Origin of the sequence: Pacificibacter sp. (genome assembly GCF_039769035.1) — a bacterium.
Lineage (GTDB): Bacteria > Pseudomonadota > Alphaproteobacteria > Rhodobacterales > Rhodobacteraceae > Celeribacter.
In genome coordinates, this window is sequence record NZ_JBDMZG010000026.1 from 1 (window position 1) to 20555 (window position 20555).

General features: G+C 51.9%; 19 protein-coding genes and 1 tRNA gene. 7 read left to right on the forward strand and 13 right to left on the reverse strand.

The features are described 5' to 3' along the window. The first annotated feature begins 167 nt into the window (after positions 1-167). From ABF287_RS02760 to ABF287_RS02780, 5 genes are all read left to right on the forward strand, one after another. A complete protein-coding gene (locus ABF287_RS02760; RefSeq protein ID WP_347183502.1) occupies positions 168-446 on the forward strand; it encodes a DUF1153 domain-containing protein in 279 nt (92 codons plus the stop codon). 108 nt (positions 447-554) lie between these two features. Then, positions 555-1268 (forward strand): response regulator transcription factor CtrA, encoded by a 714-nt coding sequence (locus tag ABF287_RS02765; RefSeq protein ID WP_347183503.1) that lies wholly within the window; start codon positions 555-557, stop codon positions 1266-1268. Positions 1269-1388: 120 nt separating this feature from the next. Then, positions 1389-3497 (forward strand): NAD-dependent DNA ligase LigA, encoded by a 2109-nt coding sequence (ligA, locus tag ABF287_RS02770; RefSeq protein WP_347183504.1) that lies wholly within the window; start codon positions 1389-1391, stop codon positions 3495-3497. Continuing rightward, the gene (recG, locus tag ABF287_RS02775; protein WP_347183505.1) at positions 3494-5587 is read left to right on the forward strand and encodes an ATP-dependent DNA helicase RecG; all 2094 of its coding nucleotides are present in this window, start codon (positions 3494-3496) and stop codon (positions 5585-5587) included. Before ligA ends, recG begins: the two co-directional genes overlap by 4 nt. A 111-nt stretch (positions 5588-5698) precedes the next feature. Further along, positions 5699-5821: a hypothetical protein gene (locus ABF287_RS02780; protein ID WP_347183506.1), complete on the forward strand. Its 123-nt coding sequence runs from the start codon at positions 5699-5701 to the stop codon at positions 5819-5821. A 191-nt stretch (positions 5822-6012) separates the two neighbouring features. Here ABF287_RS02780 and ABF287_RS02785 read toward each other — a convergent pair whose 3' ends face one another. Further along, positions 6013-6444, reverse strand: a complete 432-nt coding sequence (locus ABF287_RS02785; protein ID WP_347183507.1) for an iron-sulfur cluster assembly scaffold protein — start codon at positions 6442-6444, stop codon at positions 6013-6015. A gap of 64 nt (positions 6445-6508) precedes the next feature. Here ABF287_RS02785 and hisI point away from each other — a divergent pair, with 64 nt between their 5' ends. Next, positions 6509-6871: a phosphoribosyl-AMP cyclohydrolase gene (gene hisI / locus ABF287_RS02790; RefSeq protein WP_347183508.1), complete on the forward strand. Its 363-nt coding sequence runs from the start codon at positions 6509-6511 to the stop codon at positions 6869-6871. A gap of 3 nt (positions 6872-6874) precedes the next feature. Here hisI and gluQRS read toward each other — a convergent pair whose 3' ends face one another. The 6 genes from gluQRS to ABF287_RS02820 form a co-directional block, all read right to left on the reverse strand. After that, positions 6875-7717, reverse strand: a complete 843-nt coding sequence (gene gluQRS / locus ABF287_RS02795) for a tRNA glutamyl-Q(34) synthetase GluQRS (RefSeq protein ID WP_347183509.1) — start codon at positions 7715-7717, stop codon at positions 6875-6877. Then, entirely contained in the window at positions 7717-9060 is a 1344-nt protein-coding gene (gene trmFO / locus ABF287_RS02800; RefSeq protein ID WP_347183510.1) for a methylenetetrahydrofolate--tRNA-(uracil(54)-C(5))-methyltransferase (FADH(2)-oxidizing) TrmFO, read from the reverse strand. The genes gluQRS and trmFO overlap by 1 nt, the downstream gene beginning before the upstream one ends. Positions 9061-9156: 96 nt before the next feature. Further along, complete coding sequence (locus tag ABF287_RS02805) at positions 9157-10038, reverse strand: porin (RefSeq protein ID WP_347183511.1); 882 nt, start codon at positions 10036-10038, stop codon at positions 9157-9159. Positions 10039-10250: 212 nt separating this feature from the next. Continuing rightward, the gene (gyrA, locus tag ABF287_RS02810; protein WP_347183512.1) at positions 10251-12992 is read right to left on the reverse strand and encodes a DNA gyrase subunit A; all 2742 of its coding nucleotides are present in this window, start codon (positions 12990-12992) and stop codon (positions 10251-10253) included. 122 nt (positions 12993-13114) lie between these two features. After that, positions 13115-13588: a disulfide bond formation protein B gene (locus tag ABF287_RS02815; RefSeq protein WP_347183513.1), complete on the reverse strand. Its 474-nt coding sequence runs from the start codon at positions 13586-13588 to the stop codon at positions 13115-13117. Then, positions 13585-14163, reverse strand: coding sequence for a YqaA family protein (locus ABF287_RS02820; protein ID WP_347183514.1), 579 nt, complete (start codon positions 14161-14163; stop codon positions 13585-13587). Before ABF287_RS02820 ends, ABF287_RS02815 begins: the two co-directional genes overlap by 4 nt. Before the next feature lie 329 nt (positions 14164-14492). Here ABF287_RS02820 and ABF287_RS02825 point away from each other — a divergent pair. Next, a tRNA-Leu gene (locus ABF287_RS02825) sits at positions 14493-14579 on the forward strand. Between the two features lie 316 nt (positions 14580-14895). On the opposite strand, the gene ABF287_RS02830 is transcribed toward ABF287_RS02825, so the two are convergent. The 6 genes from ABF287_RS02830 to ABF287_RS02855 all read right to left on the reverse strand — a co-directional run bounded on the left by ABF287_RS02830 (position 14896) and on the right by ABF287_RS02855 (position 20460). After that, positions 14896-16224 (reverse strand): branched-chain amino acid ABC transporter permease, encoded by a 1329-nt coding sequence (locus ABF287_RS02830; RefSeq protein ID WP_347183515.1) that lies wholly within the window; start codon positions 16222-16224, stop codon positions 14896-14898. Continuing rightward, positions 16221-17231, reverse strand: a complete 1011-nt coding sequence (locus ABF287_RS02835) for a branched-chain amino acid ABC transporter permease (RefSeq protein ID WP_347183516.1) — start codon at positions 17229-17231, stop codon at positions 16221-16223. Before ABF287_RS02835 ends, ABF287_RS02830 begins: the two co-directional genes overlap by 4 nt. Beyond that, positions 17231-17650 (reverse strand): hypothetical protein, encoded by a 420-nt coding sequence (locus ABF287_RS02840; protein WP_347183517.1) that lies wholly within the window; start codon positions 17648-17650, stop codon positions 17231-17233. The genes ABF287_RS02835 and ABF287_RS02840 overlap by 1 nt, the downstream gene beginning before the upstream one ends. A 3-nt stretch (positions 17651-17653) precedes the next feature. Then, complete coding sequence (locus ABF287_RS02845; RefSeq protein WP_347183518.1) at positions 17654-18358, reverse strand: ABC transporter ATP-binding protein; 705 nt, start codon at positions 18356-18358, stop codon at positions 17654-17656. Next, the gene (locus ABF287_RS02850; RefSeq protein ID WP_347183519.1) at positions 18355-19185 is read right to left on the reverse strand and encodes an ABC transporter ATP-binding protein; all 831 of its coding nucleotides are present in this window, start codon (positions 19183-19185) and stop codon (positions 18355-18357) included. The genes ABF287_RS02845 and ABF287_RS02850 overlap by 4 nt, the downstream gene beginning before the upstream one ends. Positions 19186-19275: 90 nt before the next feature. Further along, on the reverse strand, positions 19276-20460 hold the full coding sequence (locus tag ABF287_RS02855) for an ABC transporter substrate-binding protein (protein ID WP_347183520.1): 1185 nt from the start codon (positions 20458-20460) through the stop codon (positions 19276-19278). Positions 20461-20555: the final 95 nt, after the last annotated feature.

Consider the following 20555-nt stretch of genomic DNA (forward strand, 5'->3'; position numbering starts at 1 on the left):
GAATTGATGGGATGCGTTACGGCACCTGAAGCAGTGGTCATGACCGAGACCTTTCCAGAACTAGCTCAAAAGTTATGAAAATCCTATATATTCTCTATTTTCGGTTTCACCACCCATTAAGAACAATCCTTCACAACAAATGTGCAAAGTTGATGAGGGTGAGGCCCATGTATCTGAAAAAAGTAGAAGGCCCGCGTGCCGTAACACTGCCCGATGGCAGTATTGTGACCCGAGCGGATCTTCCGTCGCCAACCACGCGCCGATGGGTTGCATCGCGCAAGGCAATTATCGTTAAGGCTGTTTCATATGGTCTGCTGCCGCTGACAGAGGCGCTAAAAATTTATGGCTTGAGCGAAGAAGAGTATAAATCGTGGGAAAATGCCGTTCAATTGCACGGTGAAGCGGCTCTAAAGGCCACTGCAGTCCAAAAATATAGACAACCTTAGGTTGTTAATGCTAAATTGTTCATGCCAGTAACGTGTGGTTAACCATTTTTGATTCATATTTAGGGTGAACACTGGCTCGAACAAAATTAGCAACGGAGTGCATAGATCATGCGTATTCTTCTCGTCGAAGACGATCCTACAACGTCGAAGAGCATCGAAATGATGCTCACGCACGCAAATCTCAACGTTTACACGACAGATTTGGGTGAGGAAGGCATCGATCTTGCCAAACTCTATGACTACGATCTCATTCTATTGGACCTTGGTCTGCCTGATATGAACGGCCATGAGGTGCTGCGCCAATTGCGACTGGCGCGCGTGGAAACACCGATTCTGATTCTTTCAGGAGCGGATGACACCGAAAACAAAGTGAAAGGCTTCGGGTTTGGTGCAGACGACTATCTGACAAAGCCCTTTCATCGCGAGGAACTGGTGGCGCGTATCCATGCCATTATCCGTCGCTCCAAAGGTCATTCACAATCTATCATCGCCACGGGCGCGATCGACGTAAACCTTGATGCCAAAACGGTGTCGGTTGGCAAAACGCCTGTGCATCTGACAGGCAAAGAATACCAAATGCTTGAACTGCTATCGCTGCGCAAGGGAACAACTTTGACCAAAGAGATGTTCCTAAATCATCTTTATGGCGGCATGGACGAACCCGAACTCAAAATCATCGACGTGTTTATTTGTAAATTACGCAAAAAACTGTCGAACGCCACGAATGGCGAAAACTACATCGAAACCGTTTGGGGGCGTGGATACGTTTTGCGCGATCCAGTGCCTGTCGAAATGGACGCACCCATGGCGATTGGCGCCTAAGAGCGCTTAAACGACAGTTCGGTTTTCTGTATTTCTGTTGGTTTCGTTGCAAACTCCGACTAGACCTCTTCGCTTTGCTCTCCTAAACAATTGGAGACACAAAGTCGGAGAGGTTTTTTTATGTCTGCAGACGTCGCTGTTGAAAACATGACTGAAGAGCAAGCGCGTGAAGAGCTTGCGCGTTTGGCGTCAGTTTTGTTGTCTGCAAATAAGGACTACTATACGGCCGATGCCAAACTGATCGACGCTGACTATGATGCTCTGAAGTTGAGAAACGACGCGATCGAGGCGCAATTTCCGCATCTAAAACGCGACGATAGCCCAAGCGAGCAAGTAGGTGCAGCCCCAAGTTCCGGCTTTGGAAAAATAACGCACGCCATTCGTATGCTGTCGCTCTCCAACGCTTTTGACGACACTGATATTGTTGATTTCGATGCTTCGATCCGTAAGTTCTTGGGCACCGAACATCCGTTGGCCTATACGGCTGAGCCCAAGATTGATGGCCTGTCTTTATCCCTTCGATACGAACAGGGGCACCTTGTTCATGCTGCAACGCGCGGTGACGGTGAGACAGGTGAAAACGTCACCGACAATGCCAAAACCATCGACAACATTCCGCATCATATCGCGAACGCACCTGAAATCTTAGAAGTACGGGGCGAAGTCTACATGAGCCACGCGGATTTCGCGGATCTCAACGCGCGTCACAAAGAGCGGGGCGGAAAGATTTTCTCAAACCCACGCAACGCTGCAGCAGGTAGTCTACGTCAACTTGACGCGAGCATCACGCGTGCACGCCCACTCGAATTCTTTGCCTATGCTTGGGGCGAATTGTCAGAGCCCCTCGCGACGACGCAAATGGAGGCAATTAACGCTCTTAAAGCGTTTGGGTTTTCGGTTAACCCTTGGACCAAGCTATGCCAATCGCCTCAAGACTTGATTACGCATTACAAAAGTATCGAAGAACAACGCGCGACGCTTGGCTATGACATCGACGGCGTCGTTTACAAAGTGAACGACCTTGCGTTGCAAGAACGCCTTGGGTTTCGGTCTACAACGCCACGTTGGGCCGTTGCCCACAAGTTCCCCGCTGAATTGGCATGGACGCGTCTTGAGGCCATTGATATCCAAGTCGGGCGCACTGGCGCACTCAGCCCTGTTGCGCGCTTGACACCTGTCACGGTTGGCGGGGTCGTGGTTTCCAATGCGACACTTCACAACCAAGATTACATTGAAGGCCGCGACAGCAAGGGCGCCGAAATTCGCGATGGTAAAGACATCCGCATCGGTGATTGGGTTCAGGTCTATCGTGCGGGTGACGTCATTCCCAAAATTGCCGATGTAGACACCTCAAAGCGCACCGGATCTGAGCAGGTGTTTGCCTTCCCGACAACCTGTCCTGAGTGTGGATCTGATGCGATCCGCGAAGAGGGCGACGCGGTACACCGTTGCACTGGTGGAATCATTTGTCCGGCTCAAGCCATTGAAAAGCTGAAGCACTTTGTGTCACGCGGGGCGTTTGATATCGACGGTTTTGGCGCGAAACAGGTGGAGCAGTTCTATAATGATCGCTGGATCAAAGAACCCTATGACATCTTTATGCTTGAAGATCGTTTCGGGTCTGGGCTGCAGCAGCTGAAAAACCGCGATGGTTGGGGTGAAAAGTCGGCGCAAAAAGTATTCACAGCGATACGAGCCAAGCGCGAGATTGAACTCTCAAGGCTGATCTTCGCGCTCGGAATTCGTCACGTGGGCGACAGCTCTGCTGCGTTGTTGGCGTTGAATTATGGCAACTGGACTGCCTTTGAAACCGCAATGACCAATGCGACAGTGGGCGAAGGCGCAGAGTGGGATGAACTCATGGCAATTGACGGCGTCGGCGCGGTGATGGCGGGATCATTGATCACTGCATTTCACCAAGAGGCCGAGCGCGCATCAATAGATCGTTTGGTGTCTGTCTTAACAATTCGAGACGCTGAAAAACCTGCCAGTGACAGTCCTGTCACGGGCAAGGTGATTGTGTTCTCTGGCACGCTCGAAAAAATGAGCCGCGCTGAGGCGAAAGCCAAGGCAGAAAGCCTTGGGGCCAAGGTGTCCGGCTCAGTCTCTGCGAAAACAGACATCTTGGTTGCAGGGCCTGGCGCGGGTTCAAAGGCGAAAAAGGCGGCTGAACTCAAAATATTGACCTTGGATGAGGACGGCTGGCTCGACCTTATAAATGCCCCATGAGCAGCACGCGGCCCGAATCCCTTTTCCCTCTTTTTGCCAAACTGGAAACGCTGGCAGGCGTCGGCCCAAAGACGGCAAAAGCATTGAGTGGTCTGTCTGTTGAACGCCCCAGGGATCTGTTGTTTGTGCTGCCGCATGCTCTGATTGATCGCCGCCGTACGCCGTCCGTCGTTGGCTCGGTCGCGGGGGACGTTGTGACAGTTGAAGTGACGGTTTTGCGCCATCTTATGCCAAGCCGTAAAGGGCTGCCGCATCGGGTGTTCGTGCAAGACAGTCAGACCGAATTCCAACTGGTGTTTTTTCGCGGATCATCTGAATGGATCGAAAAACAGCTGCCCGTCGGGGAAACGCGGTTGGTTTCGGGCAAAATTGAGTTCTACGACTCGCAAATTCAGATGCCGCACCCAGACCACATTTTGGCGTCAGAGAAAGAAGACGATCTTCCACAGTTTGAATCAGTTTATCCCCTGACAGCCGGTGTGACACAGAAAACGATGGCCAAGGCCTGTGCTGACGCCATCGATAGGACGCCTGAGTTGTCCGAATGGATCGACCCCGCTTTGCGTGCGCGCGAAGGTTGGCCGTCTTTCATAACGGCGTTAAAGAGCTCACATAAGCCTCTGAGCCAAAATGAACTTTCCCCAACATCGGTCGCGCGCCAAAGGCTGGCCTATGACGAGCTTTTTGCACATCAGGTGACACTCGCCTTGGCCAGAAAGACACTTAAAGCAAAACCCGGACGGCCTTCGGTCGGCACTGGAGCACTGCGCGCGAAAGTATTGTCGGCGTTGCCGTTCAAACCCACTGGCGCGCAAGGGCGTGCCATGGAAGAGATTGAAAATGATCTCGCGTCACAAGACAGAATGAACCGTCTTTTGATGGGCGATGTTGGATCAGGGAAAACGCTGGTGGCGCTAATGTCGTTGTTGGTGGCGGTCGAATCTGGCGGGCAGGGTGTTTTGATGGCCCCCACCGAAATTTTGGCCCGACAACATCTGGATGATTTGCGCCCGCTTGCTGAAAAGGCCGGCGTTGTTCTTGAGCTCCTCACTGGTCGAGACAAAGGCAGCGAGCGTCAAGCCAAGCTCAAAGCTTTGAAAAACGGTGATATTCAAATTCTTGTTGGGACGCACGCGGCTTTCCAAGAAGACGTCGCATATCAGGATTTGCGACTTGCCATCGTGGACGAGCAACATCGGTTTGGCGTGAACCAACGCATGGCTTTGGCGCAAAAGGGAAATTTCGTAGACATGTTGGTGATGACTGCGACGCCAATTCCAAGGTCTCTTTCATTGGCCCAATATGGCGATATGGATGTGTCCATTTTGGACGAAAAGCCAGCAGGGCGGACGCCGATCAAAACCGCACTGAGTGCGACGGATCGCATGGATGACGTCGTGAGCCATTTGGGCGCTGCAATTGCGGCAGGAAAGCAGGCCTATTGGGTCTGTCCTTTGGTCGGTGAGAGTGAGGTCACGGACCTGATGGCGGCTGAAGAGCGGTTCAAGCACCTGCGCGCCGCGCTTGGTGAAGGGCGCGTTGGGCTGGTGCATGGTCAAATGCCTGCGGACGAAAAAGATCGAACGATGGCACAGTTTGTAGCAGGTGATCTGGCCGTATTGGTTGCGACGACCGTGATCGAGGTAGGGGTCAATGTACCTAACGCGTCGATCATGGTGATCGAGCGGGCTGAACATTTCGGCCTTGCTCAGTTGCACCAACTGCGCGGTCGTGTCGGGCGCGGCACCGTCGCATCGACCTGTTTGTTGCTCTATCAAGCACCTTTGACAGAAACCGGTCGGCGCCGCTTGGAAGTGTTGCGTGAGACCGAAGATGGGTTTCGCATCGCTGAGGAAGACCTTGCGATGCGCGGGGCTGGTGATGTGATCGGAACGGCTCAATCTGGGATGCCGCGGTTTCAAATTGCGGACATCGAAACACAGTCCGCATTGATGGCCCTTGCGCAAAGTGATGCGCGAAAACTGCTGCACGATGATCCTGATCTTACGAGCGAGCGGGGGCGTTCTGTACGCGTTCTTCTTTGGCTTATGGAAAAAGACAAAGCCATTCGTTTGATTTCAATAGGTTAGGCACTGCGTCAAAACTTTGTTCACTAATGTTCTTAAAAAGTTCTTTACAAGCGTTCGTATAAATGAGAACAAATAGGCAACAACCTATTAACTTCTCGAAAGGACGACACCATGATCCGCGATATCAAATCCGTTGTTGAGCGCTCACGAGGCCATCTTGTCGAAGATATGATCGGCGCAACCGCCCTTTTGGTGATTTTATTTGGGGGACTTTTGGTCCCAGCATTTTTCTAAGTTTCTGCCCATGATCTAAGCGGGCGATCGACGTCTCATGTCCCAAGCGACGTTGCTGGCATCTTACCTATTCCTGTCCGCTCGTGGATCCTCATCCCACGGAACTGTCGCTTAGATCTCAACTTCAAACGCCGCCTTCATTTAGAAGTGCGGCGTTTTTTTCGAACCAGTAGGGGCAATTTTCTGCGATACTAGGACGCTTCAGCCAAAGCCTTTTGCGCGGCTGTGAGGGACAATAAGATCGACGCATGTCGATTTTTATACTCACGCGCGGGCAGCAATGCCTCAAATCCATCGAAAGGTGGGGCTGGCGCGGGGCCATCTTCTTTGAGAAAAGCTATGAATTCTTTGCGGGCTTGTGTGACTTCATCCAGCGTGCGCCCGATGATGTTTTGCCCCACAACAGCAGCTGCAGCTTGCCCCAGTGCACAGGCCTTCACATCTTGCGCGAAATCCGTGATACGCCCATTTTCCGCAGTTATATCGACGGTGACAGTTGATCCACACAGCGGCGCACGTTCACGGATCGTGACATCGGGCGCGTCCAAGCGCCCCAAGTGTGGAATATCAGCAGCCAGCGCCAAAAGGCGACCTGAATAGAGTGCAGCAAGATCTGTAGACATGGTTTGCCTTTCAACGACTTGCGACTTAGATAAGACATGCCGTAGCTCATGGAAAGGACCCGCGATGCGCTTTGACCCGAACTCTCTAAAATATGATGACAAAGGTCTCATTCCCGCCATCGCGCAAGATTCTGAAACTGGCGAAGTTTTGATGCTGGCCTGGATGAATTCGGACGCTGTGGCAATGACTTTGAAAACCGGCAAGGTGACCTATTGGTCGCGCTCGCGTCAGTCGTTTTGGATCAAAGGCGAAAGCTCTGGTCATGTGCAAGAGCTGGTCGATTTTCGCTATGATTGTGATCAGGACTGTATCTTGGTCACCGTCAATCAAACAGGTCCAGCCTGTCACACCAATCGTCGGTCTTGTTTTTACACAGCTGTACGGGACGGCGAGACAGTTGAACTGATGAAGCCAATGGTTGACTAAACGCTAGCTTAGGCCAACCAACTGTCTGATATCATTTGGGCTTGCCCCTTCGGCGCGAAATTTTGACAGGGCGCGCGCATCGTCCCGTTTGGCCAAGCGTTTGCCATTTTCATCGCGGATCAGAGTGTGGTGATCGTATTTTGGGGCCTGAAACCCGAGCAGGTGCAGCAGTAAGACCTGCACTTGCGTGAACTCGAATAAATCCTCGCCGCGCACCACATCAGTGATGCCCTGACGCACGTCATCGATGGCCGAGGCCATGAAATACGCGGCTGTATCGATGTCCTTGCGACCCACCACAATATCACCCACATCCCGCAAAAGCGCCGTTCTATCGAGTGAATAGCGTCCTTTGTGCGATGGACCCAGTTCGTCAAACCAGAGGTTTTGCCCCTCAATGGCATCACAGGCACGATCCATGTGGAGGCGTAGCGCGTCTTTGGGGCCGCGTTCTGTTAGAGCGCGAGACTTGCAGGTTTGTGGATACAGGTGATGTGGTACGCCTTCTTGCGGGGCGGCAAGAGCAGCGGCAATATCTTTGCGACTGCATTTGCAAGGATAGGTCAAACCTCGTGCGCTTAGGTCTTCAAGATACTGATTATAAACGGTTAGGTGCTCTGATTGAAATAGCGGTTCTTCATCCCAAGTCAGTCCCAACCACGTCAGATCGTCGATAGTCTGCGCGACGTATTCAGGCTTCGAGCGCTCCAAATCCGTGTCCTCAAACCGCAGAAGAAAGCGACCATGTGCGGCGCGGGCTTTGTCATGTGCAAGAATGGCGGAATAGGCGTGCCCGAGATGCAGCGGTCCTGTCGGACTCGGTGCAAATCGGGTCACGTAAGACATTAGCTTTGCGCCTCAAGCCATTCTGTAAAAACAGTTTTTGCGCGATCTGTGTAGGCTTTGTAACGATCTTTACGACCGCGACGACCACCTTTGAGACCTTCCACTGGCGGGAACAATCCGAAATTCACGTTCATCGGCTGGAAGGTTTTGGCCTCCGCGCCACCGGAAATGTGGTGGATGAGTGCACCCATGGCAGTTGTACCGGCTGGCGTGGTAAGCTCTTTACCAAGGATTTCGGCTGCCGCTAAACGACCCGCCAAAAGACCCATAGCTGCGGATTCTACATAGCCCTCAACACCGGTGACTTGCCCTGCAAATCGAATATTTGGCTTTGATTTCAATCGCATCTGATCATCAAGTAATGTAGGGGAATTGAGGAATGTATTTCGATGGATGCCACCCAAGCGGGCAAATTTCGCGTCCTCAAGACCAGGGATCATTTTGAATACTTCGGCTTGTGCGCCGTATTTCATTTTTGTCTGGAATCCGACGATATTATACAGCGTGCCCAGTTTGTTGTCGCGGCGCAGTTGCACAACGGCATAAGGCTTGTTTTCTGGATCATGCGCATTGGTCAAACCGACTGGTTTCATCGGTCCAAAACGCAAGGTTTCACGGCCGCGTTCCGCCATGACTTCAATCGGTAAACACCCATCAAAGTAGCCCGCGGTTTCACCCTCGTGAAATTCGGTTTTGTCAGCGTCCCCCAAAGCGTCGATAAACGCTTCATATTGGTCTTTGGTCATCGGGCAGTTGAGGTAGGCTTTTTGCTCTTCCTCAGTTTCGCCCTTGTCGTAGCGGGATTGCATCCAAGCCACGTCCATATTGACACTGTCAGCGTAGACAATCGGTGCAATCGCATCAAAGAACGCCAGACGGTCCGTGCCCGTTTCTTGAGCAATGGCTTCGCCAAGCGCAGGGGATGTGAGCGGGCCCGTCGCAAAAATCCAAATGCCATCGTCAGGCAAGCTGTTCACTTCACCGTATTCGACGGTGATTTTCGGATGCGCGTTGATTTGGGCTGTTACAAACTCGGCAAAGGCATCGCGATCAACAGCCAATGCGCCACCTGCGGGCAGGCGGTGTTGTTCTGCTGCAGCCATGATCAAACCATTCGCTGCACGCATTTCCCAGTGCAAAAGGCCAACAGCGTTTTGTTCGCTGTCGTCCGAACGGAATGAGTTTGAACATACCATTTCGGCGAGATTGCCAGTTTGGTGTGCAAAAGTTTCAACCTTGGGCCGCATTTCGTGGATAACCACTGAAACGCCCAAATTGGCAGCTTGCCAAGCTGCCTCTGATCCGGCCATGCCGCCGCCAACGATGTGAAGTGTTTGTGTCATAAGGGGGATGTAGCTCGATTGAGCCACATATAAAAGCAAAAAGGGCCGCCAGAAGCGACCCTTTAACAATTCATGAACATCTAACCACGTGGGAAGTTAGTTCACAAAGAAACTGTTTGGATTGAGAAAAGAGTAGGTCTGAATGCGGTCGATGGCGCGCAGTCGGCCGGTTCCCAAATCGTATGAGATTTTCAGTGAAACACCGTCAGCAGATGCACCGTCGGCATCGTAGTTTTGATAGCCGACATCAAACCAGATGTTATCAACTACCATGTAGCCACCACCAATAGATGCTTTGTTTAGCTTGTCGCCATCGACATTCCAGTGTTCCAAGCCAACGTTCAGACGCGTGCGGGGTTGGATGTTGTACGAGAATGCCGCTGAATATATGCCGATCTCATCGAATCTGAGCGCATCAACTTTGGCTTCATACTGAGCAGTGTCACGAGCTGCCCCAAGTTGTATAATGTTTTCATCACCGACAAACGAAACTGATGCATAAGCTTTGGTTTTCGGGGTATTGTAATCGACGTATATCTGCGTTGCGTCCAAGTCCATTTCAGTTGAATCAGAGTTTAAAACTGCCGCGCCAATTGTGAACTCGTCGATGAGATATTCCGCGCCAAGTGAATATGTGAGGAATTGATCAATTTCAAAGTCCCCATCAATATCAAAACTCGAGACACCACCGAACACTGTCAGGGCTGGGTTAATGCTTATGCCAATTGCAGCGGAGTATTCATTTGAGCGCGAGTCGAACCCATCGGACGACAATTTGCTTCCGACAATACCACCGCTGACAGAAATATTTCCAAAGTTACGCTCATACATATATTTTCCCGTGACGCTGTTCGCGTCCGCGCCATCCTCGGAAATATGACTGTAACTCAGGCTTGTATTCAGAAACGTTGCGTGTGCGATCTGCGGCGCAGCGGATACTGCGGTGACATTCGCAAGAACAAACAAAAACTTTTTCATAGGTATCTCCATACGCAGAGTGAGCTCAGCACTACATCATCATCGAACAATATAATTAGGTTTCATAGTTGATGACGTTGGGGAAATATACATAACGAGAAGAGCGAGGGCAATCGCGGTTAAAAAGTTGTTAATTCGCAACAGTTTTTGGCAATCAATCAGGAAAAACGCATTCCCGATTGATTACAATTTTAAACAACATTTCCACATACTTAAGAGTCTACGTCGCCTTCGTCGTCGTCATCGCTTTCTGCGATATATGCGACGGACACAACTTCTTCACCTTTGCCCGTGTCAAAGACCTTCACGCCGCCAGCTGAACGTGAGCGGAATGATATCCCTTTAACAGGACAACGGATCGATTGGCCTTTGGATGTGGCCAACATGATTTGATCGTCCAAGGTCACAGGGAAAGAGGCCACAAGAGGACCGCCGCGCATGGCTTTATCCATGGCTGTCACGCCCATGCCGCCACGTCCGCGCACTGGGTAATCGTGGCTAGATGACAATTTGCCAGTACCGCCTTTGGAAATCGTCACCAGCAATTCTTCGGCTGCTTTCATTTCCTCGAACCGTTCTTGCGTGATTGAACCCTCAACGGCGTCCTCATCATCCTCTGTGTTCTCAATCTCGTCACCACCGGCCTGCGCGCGGCGCATTTTGAGATACGCGGTGCGCTCAGAGGCTTCTGCTTCGAAGTGACGGATCACAGACATAGACACGACTTCATCGTCAGTCATCTTGATACCACGTACACCCAATGAAGCGCGCGAGTTGAACACCCGCACATCTGTCACTGGGAAGCGGATAGCGCGACCAGAAGAAGTGACCAGCATCACATCATCATTTTCGTCGCAAATGCGTGCGTTGATCAGGCGGGTGCCTTCATCGTCACCTTCAAATTTCATTGCTATTTTGCCGTTGGATTTCACATTAGTGAAATCAGACAGGCGGTTGCGACGCACAGAACCTTTGGAGGTGGCAAAGATCACTTGTAGATCATCCCACTCGACTTCGTCGCGGTCCACAGGCATGATCGCAGCGATACCAACACCTGTTGGAATGGGCAGAATGTTGACGATTGGTTTGCCTTTGGCGGTGCGACCACCCAGTGGCAAGCGCCATGTTTTCAGCTTGTAGGCCATGCCGTCATCCGTAAAGAACAATAGCTGCGTGTGGGTATTGGCGACAAACAACGTGGTGATCACGTCTTCGTCTTTGGTGGCCATGCCAGACACGCCCTTGCCACCACGTTTTTGCGCGCGGTAATCAGCAAGAGGGGTGCGTTTGGCCCAACCGGAAGAGGTGATGGTCACCACCATGTCTTCTTTTTCGATCAGATCTTCATCTGTTGCATCGCCTGACCAGTCCACAATCTCTGTACGGCGCGGCACGGCGAATAGGTTTTTTACCTCCAACAGCTCGTTTGAAATGATCGCCATGATACGTTCGCGCGAGGCCAAAATCTCAAGATAATCTTTGATTTTACCAGCCAATTCGCGCAACTCGTCGGTGACTTCTTTCACACCAATCTGTGTCAAACGCTGCAAGCGCAACTCCAAAATGGCGCGCGCTTGGGTTTCAGACAGATTGTAGGTGCCGTCATCATTCATGGTGTGCGACGGATCGTCGACCAATGCGATGTATTCGGCGATGTCATGCGCAGGCCAGCGACGTGTCATCAACTTAGACCGCGCTTCAGCCGCATCCGCAGAGGCGCGAATGGTGGCAACAACTTCGTCAACATTGGTTACAGCCACGGCCAAGCCACACAAAATATGCGCGCGGTCACGCGCTTTGCGCAGTTCAAAGGCTGTGCGACGTGCCACAACTTCTTCGCGGAACGAAATGAAGTTGGTCAAGAAATCACGCAGTGTAAGCTGTTCAGGGCGACCACCGTTCAGCGCAAGCATGTTGCAGCCAAAGTACGTCTGAAGCGGCGTAAAGCGGAACAGCTGATTCAAAACCACTTCGGGCGTTGCGTCGCGTTTCAGCTCGACCACCACCCGCACGCCAACGCGGTCGGATTCGTCTTGAACGTGGGCGATGCCTTCGACCTTTTTATCGCGCACAAGTTCCGCGATTTTTTCGATCATCGTCGATTTGTTCACCTGATAGGGGATCTCGTTTACAACGATGGCGTAACGGTCTTTGCGAATTTCTTCGACATGGGTTTTCGCTCGAATAATCACGGAGCCGCGTCCCTCTAGATAGGCTTTGCGCGCACCTGCACGGCCCAACATAATCCCACCTGTTGGGAAATCTGGACCAGGAACGATCTCCATCAAGCGTTCCATGGAAATATCGGGGTTGTCGATCATTTCCAGTGTCGCATCGACCACTTCGCCCAAGTTGTGTGGCGGAATGTTTGTGGCCATGCCAACAGCAATACCACCAGCACCGTTCACTAGCATATTCGGGTAACGCGCCGGCAGCACTGTTGGCTCTTTGTCTTTGCCGTCATAGTTCAGCGTGAAATCGACGGTGTCTTTGTCAATGTCTGCCAACAGATAGGACGCGGACTTGTCCATGCGCACTTCGGTGTAACGCATCGCAGCCGCAGTATCGCCATCCATAGACCCAAAGTTACCTTGGCCATCAAGCAAGGGCAGGGACATCGAAAAGTCCTGCGCCATGCGTACCAAGGCGTCATAGATCGCGCTGTCCCCATGCGGGTGGTATTTACCCATTGTATCACCCACGGCGCGCGCTGATTTGCGGTACGACTTTTCGTGGGTGTTATTCGCCTCATACATGGCAAACAAAATGCGGCGGTGCACAGGCTTCAAACCATCGCGCAAATCCGGAATAGCACGCGACACGATCACGCTCATCGCGTAGTCCAAATAGGAGCTTTTCATCTCAGCCGTGATCGAGATGTTTGGCCCGTCGTGGAACATCGGTTCGCGGGGTGTTTCGTCTTCGGATTCAGGAGTTTGTGGAGTGTCGCTCACGATGTCCGCCTGTGGTTGTTATGAGGTCTATATATCGTTGACCTGAACTCTACCCCAGACAGCATATAGGGTGCAATGGCTCATTGCCCCTGAGGGGCGATCTAACCCCCTTCACAACGCCCTTACGCGGGTTTGCGCGCGGCCATGATCCAAATCACAGCCAAAAGCGCTGAAAACACAAAATTATACGACGCCATCGACAGGCCCAGAAATTGCCAAACGACTTCATCGCACATCACGATCACATCCACTGCAGAGCCAGGCAAAAGGTCGCCTCCTGTCAGGCCAGACAAAGCATCACCTCCACCGGTGCAAGAGGTCGGCCCCTCCCACCAATCGCGCTCTACACCCGTGTGGTAAGCCCCAAGGCCAGACGTAATCGCAGCGGCAATTGCACCGAACCAAAGCAAAACGCGCGTTTTCACGCCCAAGTAAGCAGCACCAACCAAGATGGCGAGTGCATGCGGCCACCGCTGCCACAGGCACATTTTGCACGGCGCATATCCAAGCGCTTGGAAAAAGAATGCACCCAACAAAAGCGCCAAAGATCCACCTGCGGCCAAGGCAACCAACTGTTTACGTGTCAAAGTTTTCATAGGTATTTCACTACGGCAAAGCCGCCCACGAGTAAGATTACGAACAGGGTGAACATCAAGCCCAACCGCTTTTCAATGAAATCGCGAATGGGCTCGCCAAATTTCCACAACAAGGTCGCAACAACAAAAAAGCGCAGTGCCCGCGCAAATACAGATGCTGCGATAAAGACAGGCAGGGACAGCGCCGTCGCACCCGACAAGATCGTGATAACCTTGTAGGGGAAGGGCGTCACTCCGGCGATCAAAACAGCCCAAGCGCCATATTCGTTATACTTTGCAGCAAATTCATCAAAGTAGGCGTCTTTGCCATAGAACTCGAGCACCGGCTTGCCGATGCTCTCAAACGCACCATACCCGATATAATACCCTAGCATCCCGCCAGCAACCGAAGCGAGTGTTGCAATCGCGGCAATTTTGAACGCGTCTTTTGGGCGCGCGACAATCAAAGGAATCATCAAGATATCTGGGGGAATAGGAAACACCGAGCTTTCGACAAATGCCACCAACGCCAACACCCAAAGCGCGTGCGGATGCTGTGCCATCGCCAACGTCCAGTCGTAAAGCCGTTTCAACATATACCTATGGTCCCTAAATCGTCATTGCGTTCTTTAACTCGCATTGGCGCCCTAGGGTCAAGGCCGCGCAACCGCTTTTTCTAGAGGGAACGAAGATGCTAACGGTAATGTGAAACAAGCATCACGTTTGCAGAAGTCCATCGCGAAAGTGCGGGGCCGCGGGCAGCAGGCGCCAAAACACCAAGAAATCGAAGCGCGTGAAAATAAAATGACATTTTTTTTAAAGAACTGTCAGATACCTCTTGTGGACCGCCGCGCGCTTCGGTAAATCGCTCTCACGACGAAACAAACAGTCACGCCACTGCGGCAAATCAGACTGGTTTCGATCTGCCCGCGTGGTGGAATTGGTAGACACAGGGGATTCAAAATCCCCCGCTGTAACAGGCTTGGCGGTTCGAGTCCGCCCGCGGGTACCATTCCCAAAATTTGAAAAACAACATCCCTTTTGGGGATGTATTTGCGACCCAATTTGGTCTCTGCATTTGCGCGTTTAAATGATTGTTTTCAATGTATTGACGTCCGCACCTTCAAAGAAAATTGATTTGGATCTTTCCCATATCAGAACTGGCGATGTGTTTGACGCGTCATGTGATGTTTTAGATCGCGATGCGTACGCCTGATACGCAACATCAATAGCTTTTAGAAAGCTCCATGCCTTGCAACGCATAAGGGCGCGCCAATGATATGGCGCGCCCTTTGTTGTTTTGATGCGGTATCAAACCGCAGGCGTTACTAGCGCTCTGGCAGCAAGCCGCGTGGATTGAACCGCAGCACGAACAACAAGACCAATCCCATCGTCAATGGGCGCACATACACTGTACGATCCAGAATCGTCTGCTTCACAACGCTGGTATCCGCCATGCCAGAGGTGACAAGCTCGGCGATGAAGCGTCCGATGGGTTCAACTTCAACCCACAGGAACCAGATGAACAAGCCACCCAAAACAGCACCCCAGTTGTTGCCGGACCCACCAACAATCACCATCACCCACACAAGGAAGGTATAGCGCAAAGGCTGGTAAGACGACGGCGTTAGCTGGCCATCCAATGTGGTCATCATTGCGCCCGCCAAGCCACAGATCGCAGCGCCCAGAACAAAGATTTGCAGGTGACGGCCAGTGACGTTCTTGCCCATAGCCTCAGACGACACTTCGTTGTCACGGATCGCGCGCATCATGCGGCCCCAAGGGGAATTCAGCGCCAGTTGCATTGCGGCGATCAAGAGCAAGATCACGGCCAAGAACAAACCCGCGTAGCACAATTTCACGAAAATGCTTGAGGCCGTTACAGGATCAGCGCCCATGCTTTGCATCAAGCCGACAAACCATTCGCTTTGTTGCAAGTCGATTTCATAGGGCACAGGACGGGGGAGGCCGATTACGTTTTTCACGCCACGACCCAACCAGTCTTCGTTTTTCAGCACCGCGATGATGATCTCTGCAATACCAAGTGTGGCAATCGCCAAATAGTCAGACCGCAGACCCAAGGCTGTTTTGGCGACGAGCCAAGCAGCACCCGCCGCGAACAGACCACCAACGGGCCAAGCCAGAAGGACAGGCAAGCCAAGCCCTCCAAGGTTGCCTGAAATCGCTGGGTTCACTGCTTCGATGGCTGCGACCGCAGGATCAAAAACAGCGCGGAAGATGAAGAAACCAGCAATCAAAATGATCGCAACAACTAAGGCCCGCAGTTTGTTTTTCGGAAGTTTATGCCATGCCACAATGGCACCGACAATCGTGGCGACACCAAGCGCCAAGGCAAACAGCACACGCATGCCGCCAGCTTGCCACGCTTCACCAACCGGTGAGGTGGGGACCAGCACAACAGCAAGGCCACCCAGCGCAACAAAGCCCATAACACCAACGTTAAACAGGCCCGCAAAGCCCCATTGAAGGTTCACGCCAAGCGCCATGATTGCCGACACAAGGCCCATGTTCAAAATAAACAATGCGGAGTTCCAAGATTGCAAGAACCCAACAGCGATGATGAGCGCGGCCATGCCTGCGAAATAAAGCGGTGCACGATTTGCACCGTTTGAGGTTTGAATGTGAGACTGGCTCATACCGATTTCCCCTTAAACAGGCCTGTTGGTTTGAACAACAAAACGATGATCAAAATCGCAAACGATACGGCGAATTTGTAGTCGGTGGACAAAAGTTGCACCAATCCATCGGGTGCCCAACCATCTGGGCCCAAATAGGTGACAACCTTTTTAAACGCGTAGGTCAAAGTCACTTCAGAGAAGGCAATGACGAACCCGCCAGCGATGGCCCCCAAAGGTGATCCAAGCCCTCCAACGATGGCTGACGCGAAGATCGGCAGCAAAAGTTGCATGTAAATAAAGGGCTTAAAAGACTTATCTAAACCATACAGCGTGCCTGCAATGGTGGCCAAAGCCGCCACAATCATCCATGTGATGGTCACAACACGTTCAGGGTTGATGCCAGACAAAAGCGCTAAATCTTCGTTGTCAGAATAGGCGCGCATCGATTTACCGGTGCGGGTTTTGTTCAAGAACCAGAACAAAGCCGCCACAACAATGATCGCGGTCACCAAAGTAATGGCCTGAGTTGATCGAATGGCTAGACCTTCAGACAGACCTGTCATTATTTTAAAGTCGCGTGCTGTGATGATGAAACGTTCACCATCGGCGAAACGTTGGTCATCAGTACCGATAATCATCCGTACGGCGCCGTTCATGACAAACATGACACCCATAGAAACGATCACCAGCATAACCGGTGCGGCTTTTACCTTGCGATAAAAGCGGTAGACGGCGCGATCGGTGACAAGCACCAAACCCATGGTCAACAAAATCGCAAATGGCAAAGCAAGCAGGGCGGTTGGCAAGGGGCCAAAGCTGATGCCGACCGATTTCATCGCTGCTGTGATCAAGACCACAAACATCGTGCCAAAAGCCATTGTGTCGCCATGCGCAAAGTTAGAAAAGCGCAAGATGCCGTAGATCAATGTGACACCAAGCGCGCCAAGCGCGAGCTGCGCACCGTAGGCGGTGCCTGGCACAAGTACAAAGTTCGCAAATGCCACTAAGGCGTTGAGAATATCCATCAATTCACCCTCTCACATGTGCCCTGATAATAGGTTTGTTTCTGTGTGCCGTGCACATCAGGAACGCGGTGCATCAACGTGAAATCTCCGTCTGCGAAAATTTCAAGCTCATACGAGCCGCCATCGTTTTGTTCAAACCGACCAGACATCTGACCAGCGATAGCCGTAACGTCACCATGCAGCGTCTGACCATTGTCAAACTGCATATCACCGTCAAAATTGTCGCCACGATTGAACCGCAGTGGCGCGGCACCGTCACGACAATTGTCGGCGCTGCCTTCGCAAATGCGATCCGTCAGGCAAAAATGCTTGCGCGACAGTTCAGATTTTTGGTTTTCAACATGCGAAGTGTAGACATAAATGGGCGTCCCAATGGCAATGGGTGCAAGGGCGAGGGCGGGAAGAATTTTACTGTTCATCCGTTAGCCCCCCAAGAATGTGCGGCGCACTTCAGGGTTGGCCAAAAGCGCAGCGCCCGTATCTGTGTACGCATTGCGACCCTGAACCAAAACGTAGCCTTTATCTGCAATATCAAGTGCTTGACGGGCGTTTTGTTCAACCATCAACACGGCGATACCCGTTTTTGCCACTTCGATAATGCGGTCAAACAGCTCGTCCATCACGATGGGTGATACACCAGCTGTCGGTTCATCAAGCATCAAGAGCTTGGGCTGTGTCATCAACGCGCGGCTCACGGCCACCTGTTGACGTTGGCCACCAGACAATTCGCCAGCGTTTTGATTCCGCTTTTCGTAGACTGCTGGAAAGATCTCGTAGACCTGTTCCATCGTTTGTTTGTAGTCGTCAGTCCGGATAAATGCGCCCATTTCCAAATTCTCGGCAACGGTCATTGTCGGGAAAATGTTGGATGTTTGCGGGACGAACCCCATCCCTTTATAAACGCGTTCTTGGGGCGACAATTTGGTGATGTCTTCGCCGTCCAGCACAACAGATCCAGTGTGGATGTTGAGCATGCCGAAAACAGCTTTCATCGCCGTGGATTTGCCAGCACCGTTTGGGCCAACGATTACCGCAATCTCACCTTTTTCAACCGATAGTTCACAATCGTGCAAAATGTCCGCACCGCCGTAGCCGCCGGTCATATGTGTGGCACTTAGATAGCTCATTCTGTGCCCTCCGTTTGTGCTTGCGCGGGAATAGACGCTTTGGTCAGACCTTCGGTGGCCTCTTTGTTTTTAATGCCGGTGCCAAGGTAAGCTTCGATCACTTGTTCGTTTTGCATGATGTCATCGGCAGACCCCGTGGCCATCACTTGACCCGCAGCCATCACAATAACCGGATCACAGAGCATTTTGATAAACTCCATGTCGTGTTCGATCATACAAAAGGTGTAACCGCGTTCTGTGTTCAAACGCTTAATTGCATCCGCAATGGTGTAGAGCAGGGTGCGGTTCACACCCGCGCCAACTTCGTCCAAGAACACAATTTTCGCGTCAACCATCATGGTGCGGCCAAGCTCAACAAGCTTTTTCTGACCACCAGAAATGTTGCCCGCTTTTTCGTCCGCAATGTGAGAAATCGTCAAGAATTCAAGAACTTCGTCGGCTTTCTTACGCAATGCTTCTTCTTCAATGGCGATTTGACCACGCTTGAACCATGCGTTCCAAAGGGTTTCGCCCGTTTGGTTCGCTGGCACCATCATCAAGTTTTCGCGCACCGTCATGGTGGAAAACTCATGCGCAATTTGGAAGGTGCGCAGAATGCCTTTGTGGAACAGTTGGTGCGGTTTCAATCCTGTGACGTCTTCGCCATCAAACAAGATTTGACCGCTGGTAGGTGTCAGAACACCCGCGATACAATTGAAAAGCGACGTTTTCCCCGCGCCATTTGGCCCGATCAGGCCAGTAATGGAGCCTTCTTTGATGGTGAGCGATGCCCCATCAACTGCGCGAAAACCGCCGAAATGCATGTGTAGATCACGCACTTCGATCATGTGAATATCCCCTTGGTTGCCCAGATTTTGAACTCTGGTTACGAAAACAGCCCAGACTAAGAGTCCGGGCTGTCATCAAATGTGTGCTGATTAGCGGTAGCCAACAGTCGTGATTTTACCGTCTTTGACGATGATTTCACGGTAAGAACCAGAAGCTTCACCTGGCTCGATCAATTCAAGACCTGTGCCGCCTTCAAAGTTGATTTCGCCACCAGAGGCCAAGATCTCAAGACCTTTGGCCAACTCACCTGGGTAGATCACTTCACCTGGAGCATTCGCAACACCCATCACGAAGTCTTTGTAGACCTGTGGGTCAGAAGAACCAGCCGCTTGCATCGCGAGCAAGATCGTCGCACCAGCATCGTAAGATTCAGGGGCGTATGGTGCAGTGCCGTTGTAGCCGTTGGCTTCGCCGATTGCGACGAGCATGTCACCACCAGGAGCTTCAGAACCAGGCAATTGACCTGTAGCGCCTTCGATTTCAGTGCCGAAACGCTCTTCCATTGCGTCACCGATCATCGCGTCAGGCAGGTGGAAGCGGTCAAACGCGCCAGTGTCGAGCGCTGCACGGATGATGCCTGGACCACCTTGGTCGATGTAGCCAACAACAACAAGAATGTCGCCACCAGCGGATGCCAAAGCACCAACTTCAGCAGAGTAGTCTGCTTTGCCGTCTTCGTGGGACGTGTTGATTGTGACAGTGCCGCCCATTGCTGTGTAAGACGTCTCAAACGCGTCGGCCAAACCTTTGCCGTAGTCGTTGTTTGTGTATGTCACAGCAGCAGATTTCACGCCTTTTTCCAAAAGCGATTCAGCCATAACTTGACCTTGGCGCGCGTCAGATGGTGATGCACGGAAGAACAAGCCGTTGTCTTCGATTGTTGTCAAAGATGGGGATGTCGCGGAAGGTGAGAACATCACCATGCCGTTTGGAACAGCAACGTTTGTCAAAGCAGCACCTGTCGCACCGGAGCAAAGCGCCCCAACAAGACCAGAAATGCCGTCAGATGTGATCATACGTTCTGCAACGGATGAGGCCACAGCCGCGTCTGTACAAGTCGAATCGCCTTCCACAAGCGCCACAGTCGTGCCGCCCAAGAATTTGCCACTGTCAGAAATTTCTTTAACCGCAGCGCGCACGCCGCCAGCCATGTCTGGTGCCAGCGATTCAGCAGGACCAGAGAAACCAAGCATAAGGCCCAGTTTGATTTCGTCCGCATATGATGCGCCAGCGATAAGTGATGAGGCCGCAGTGGCCAAAAGAATTTTTTTCATTTTTTAGTCTCCCAGTTGGATCATTGTCCTGAGGTGAGCCTAAAACGGGTATTTGAAAATTAAAAGTACCTAGGACAAAAACCGTACGCCTGCGG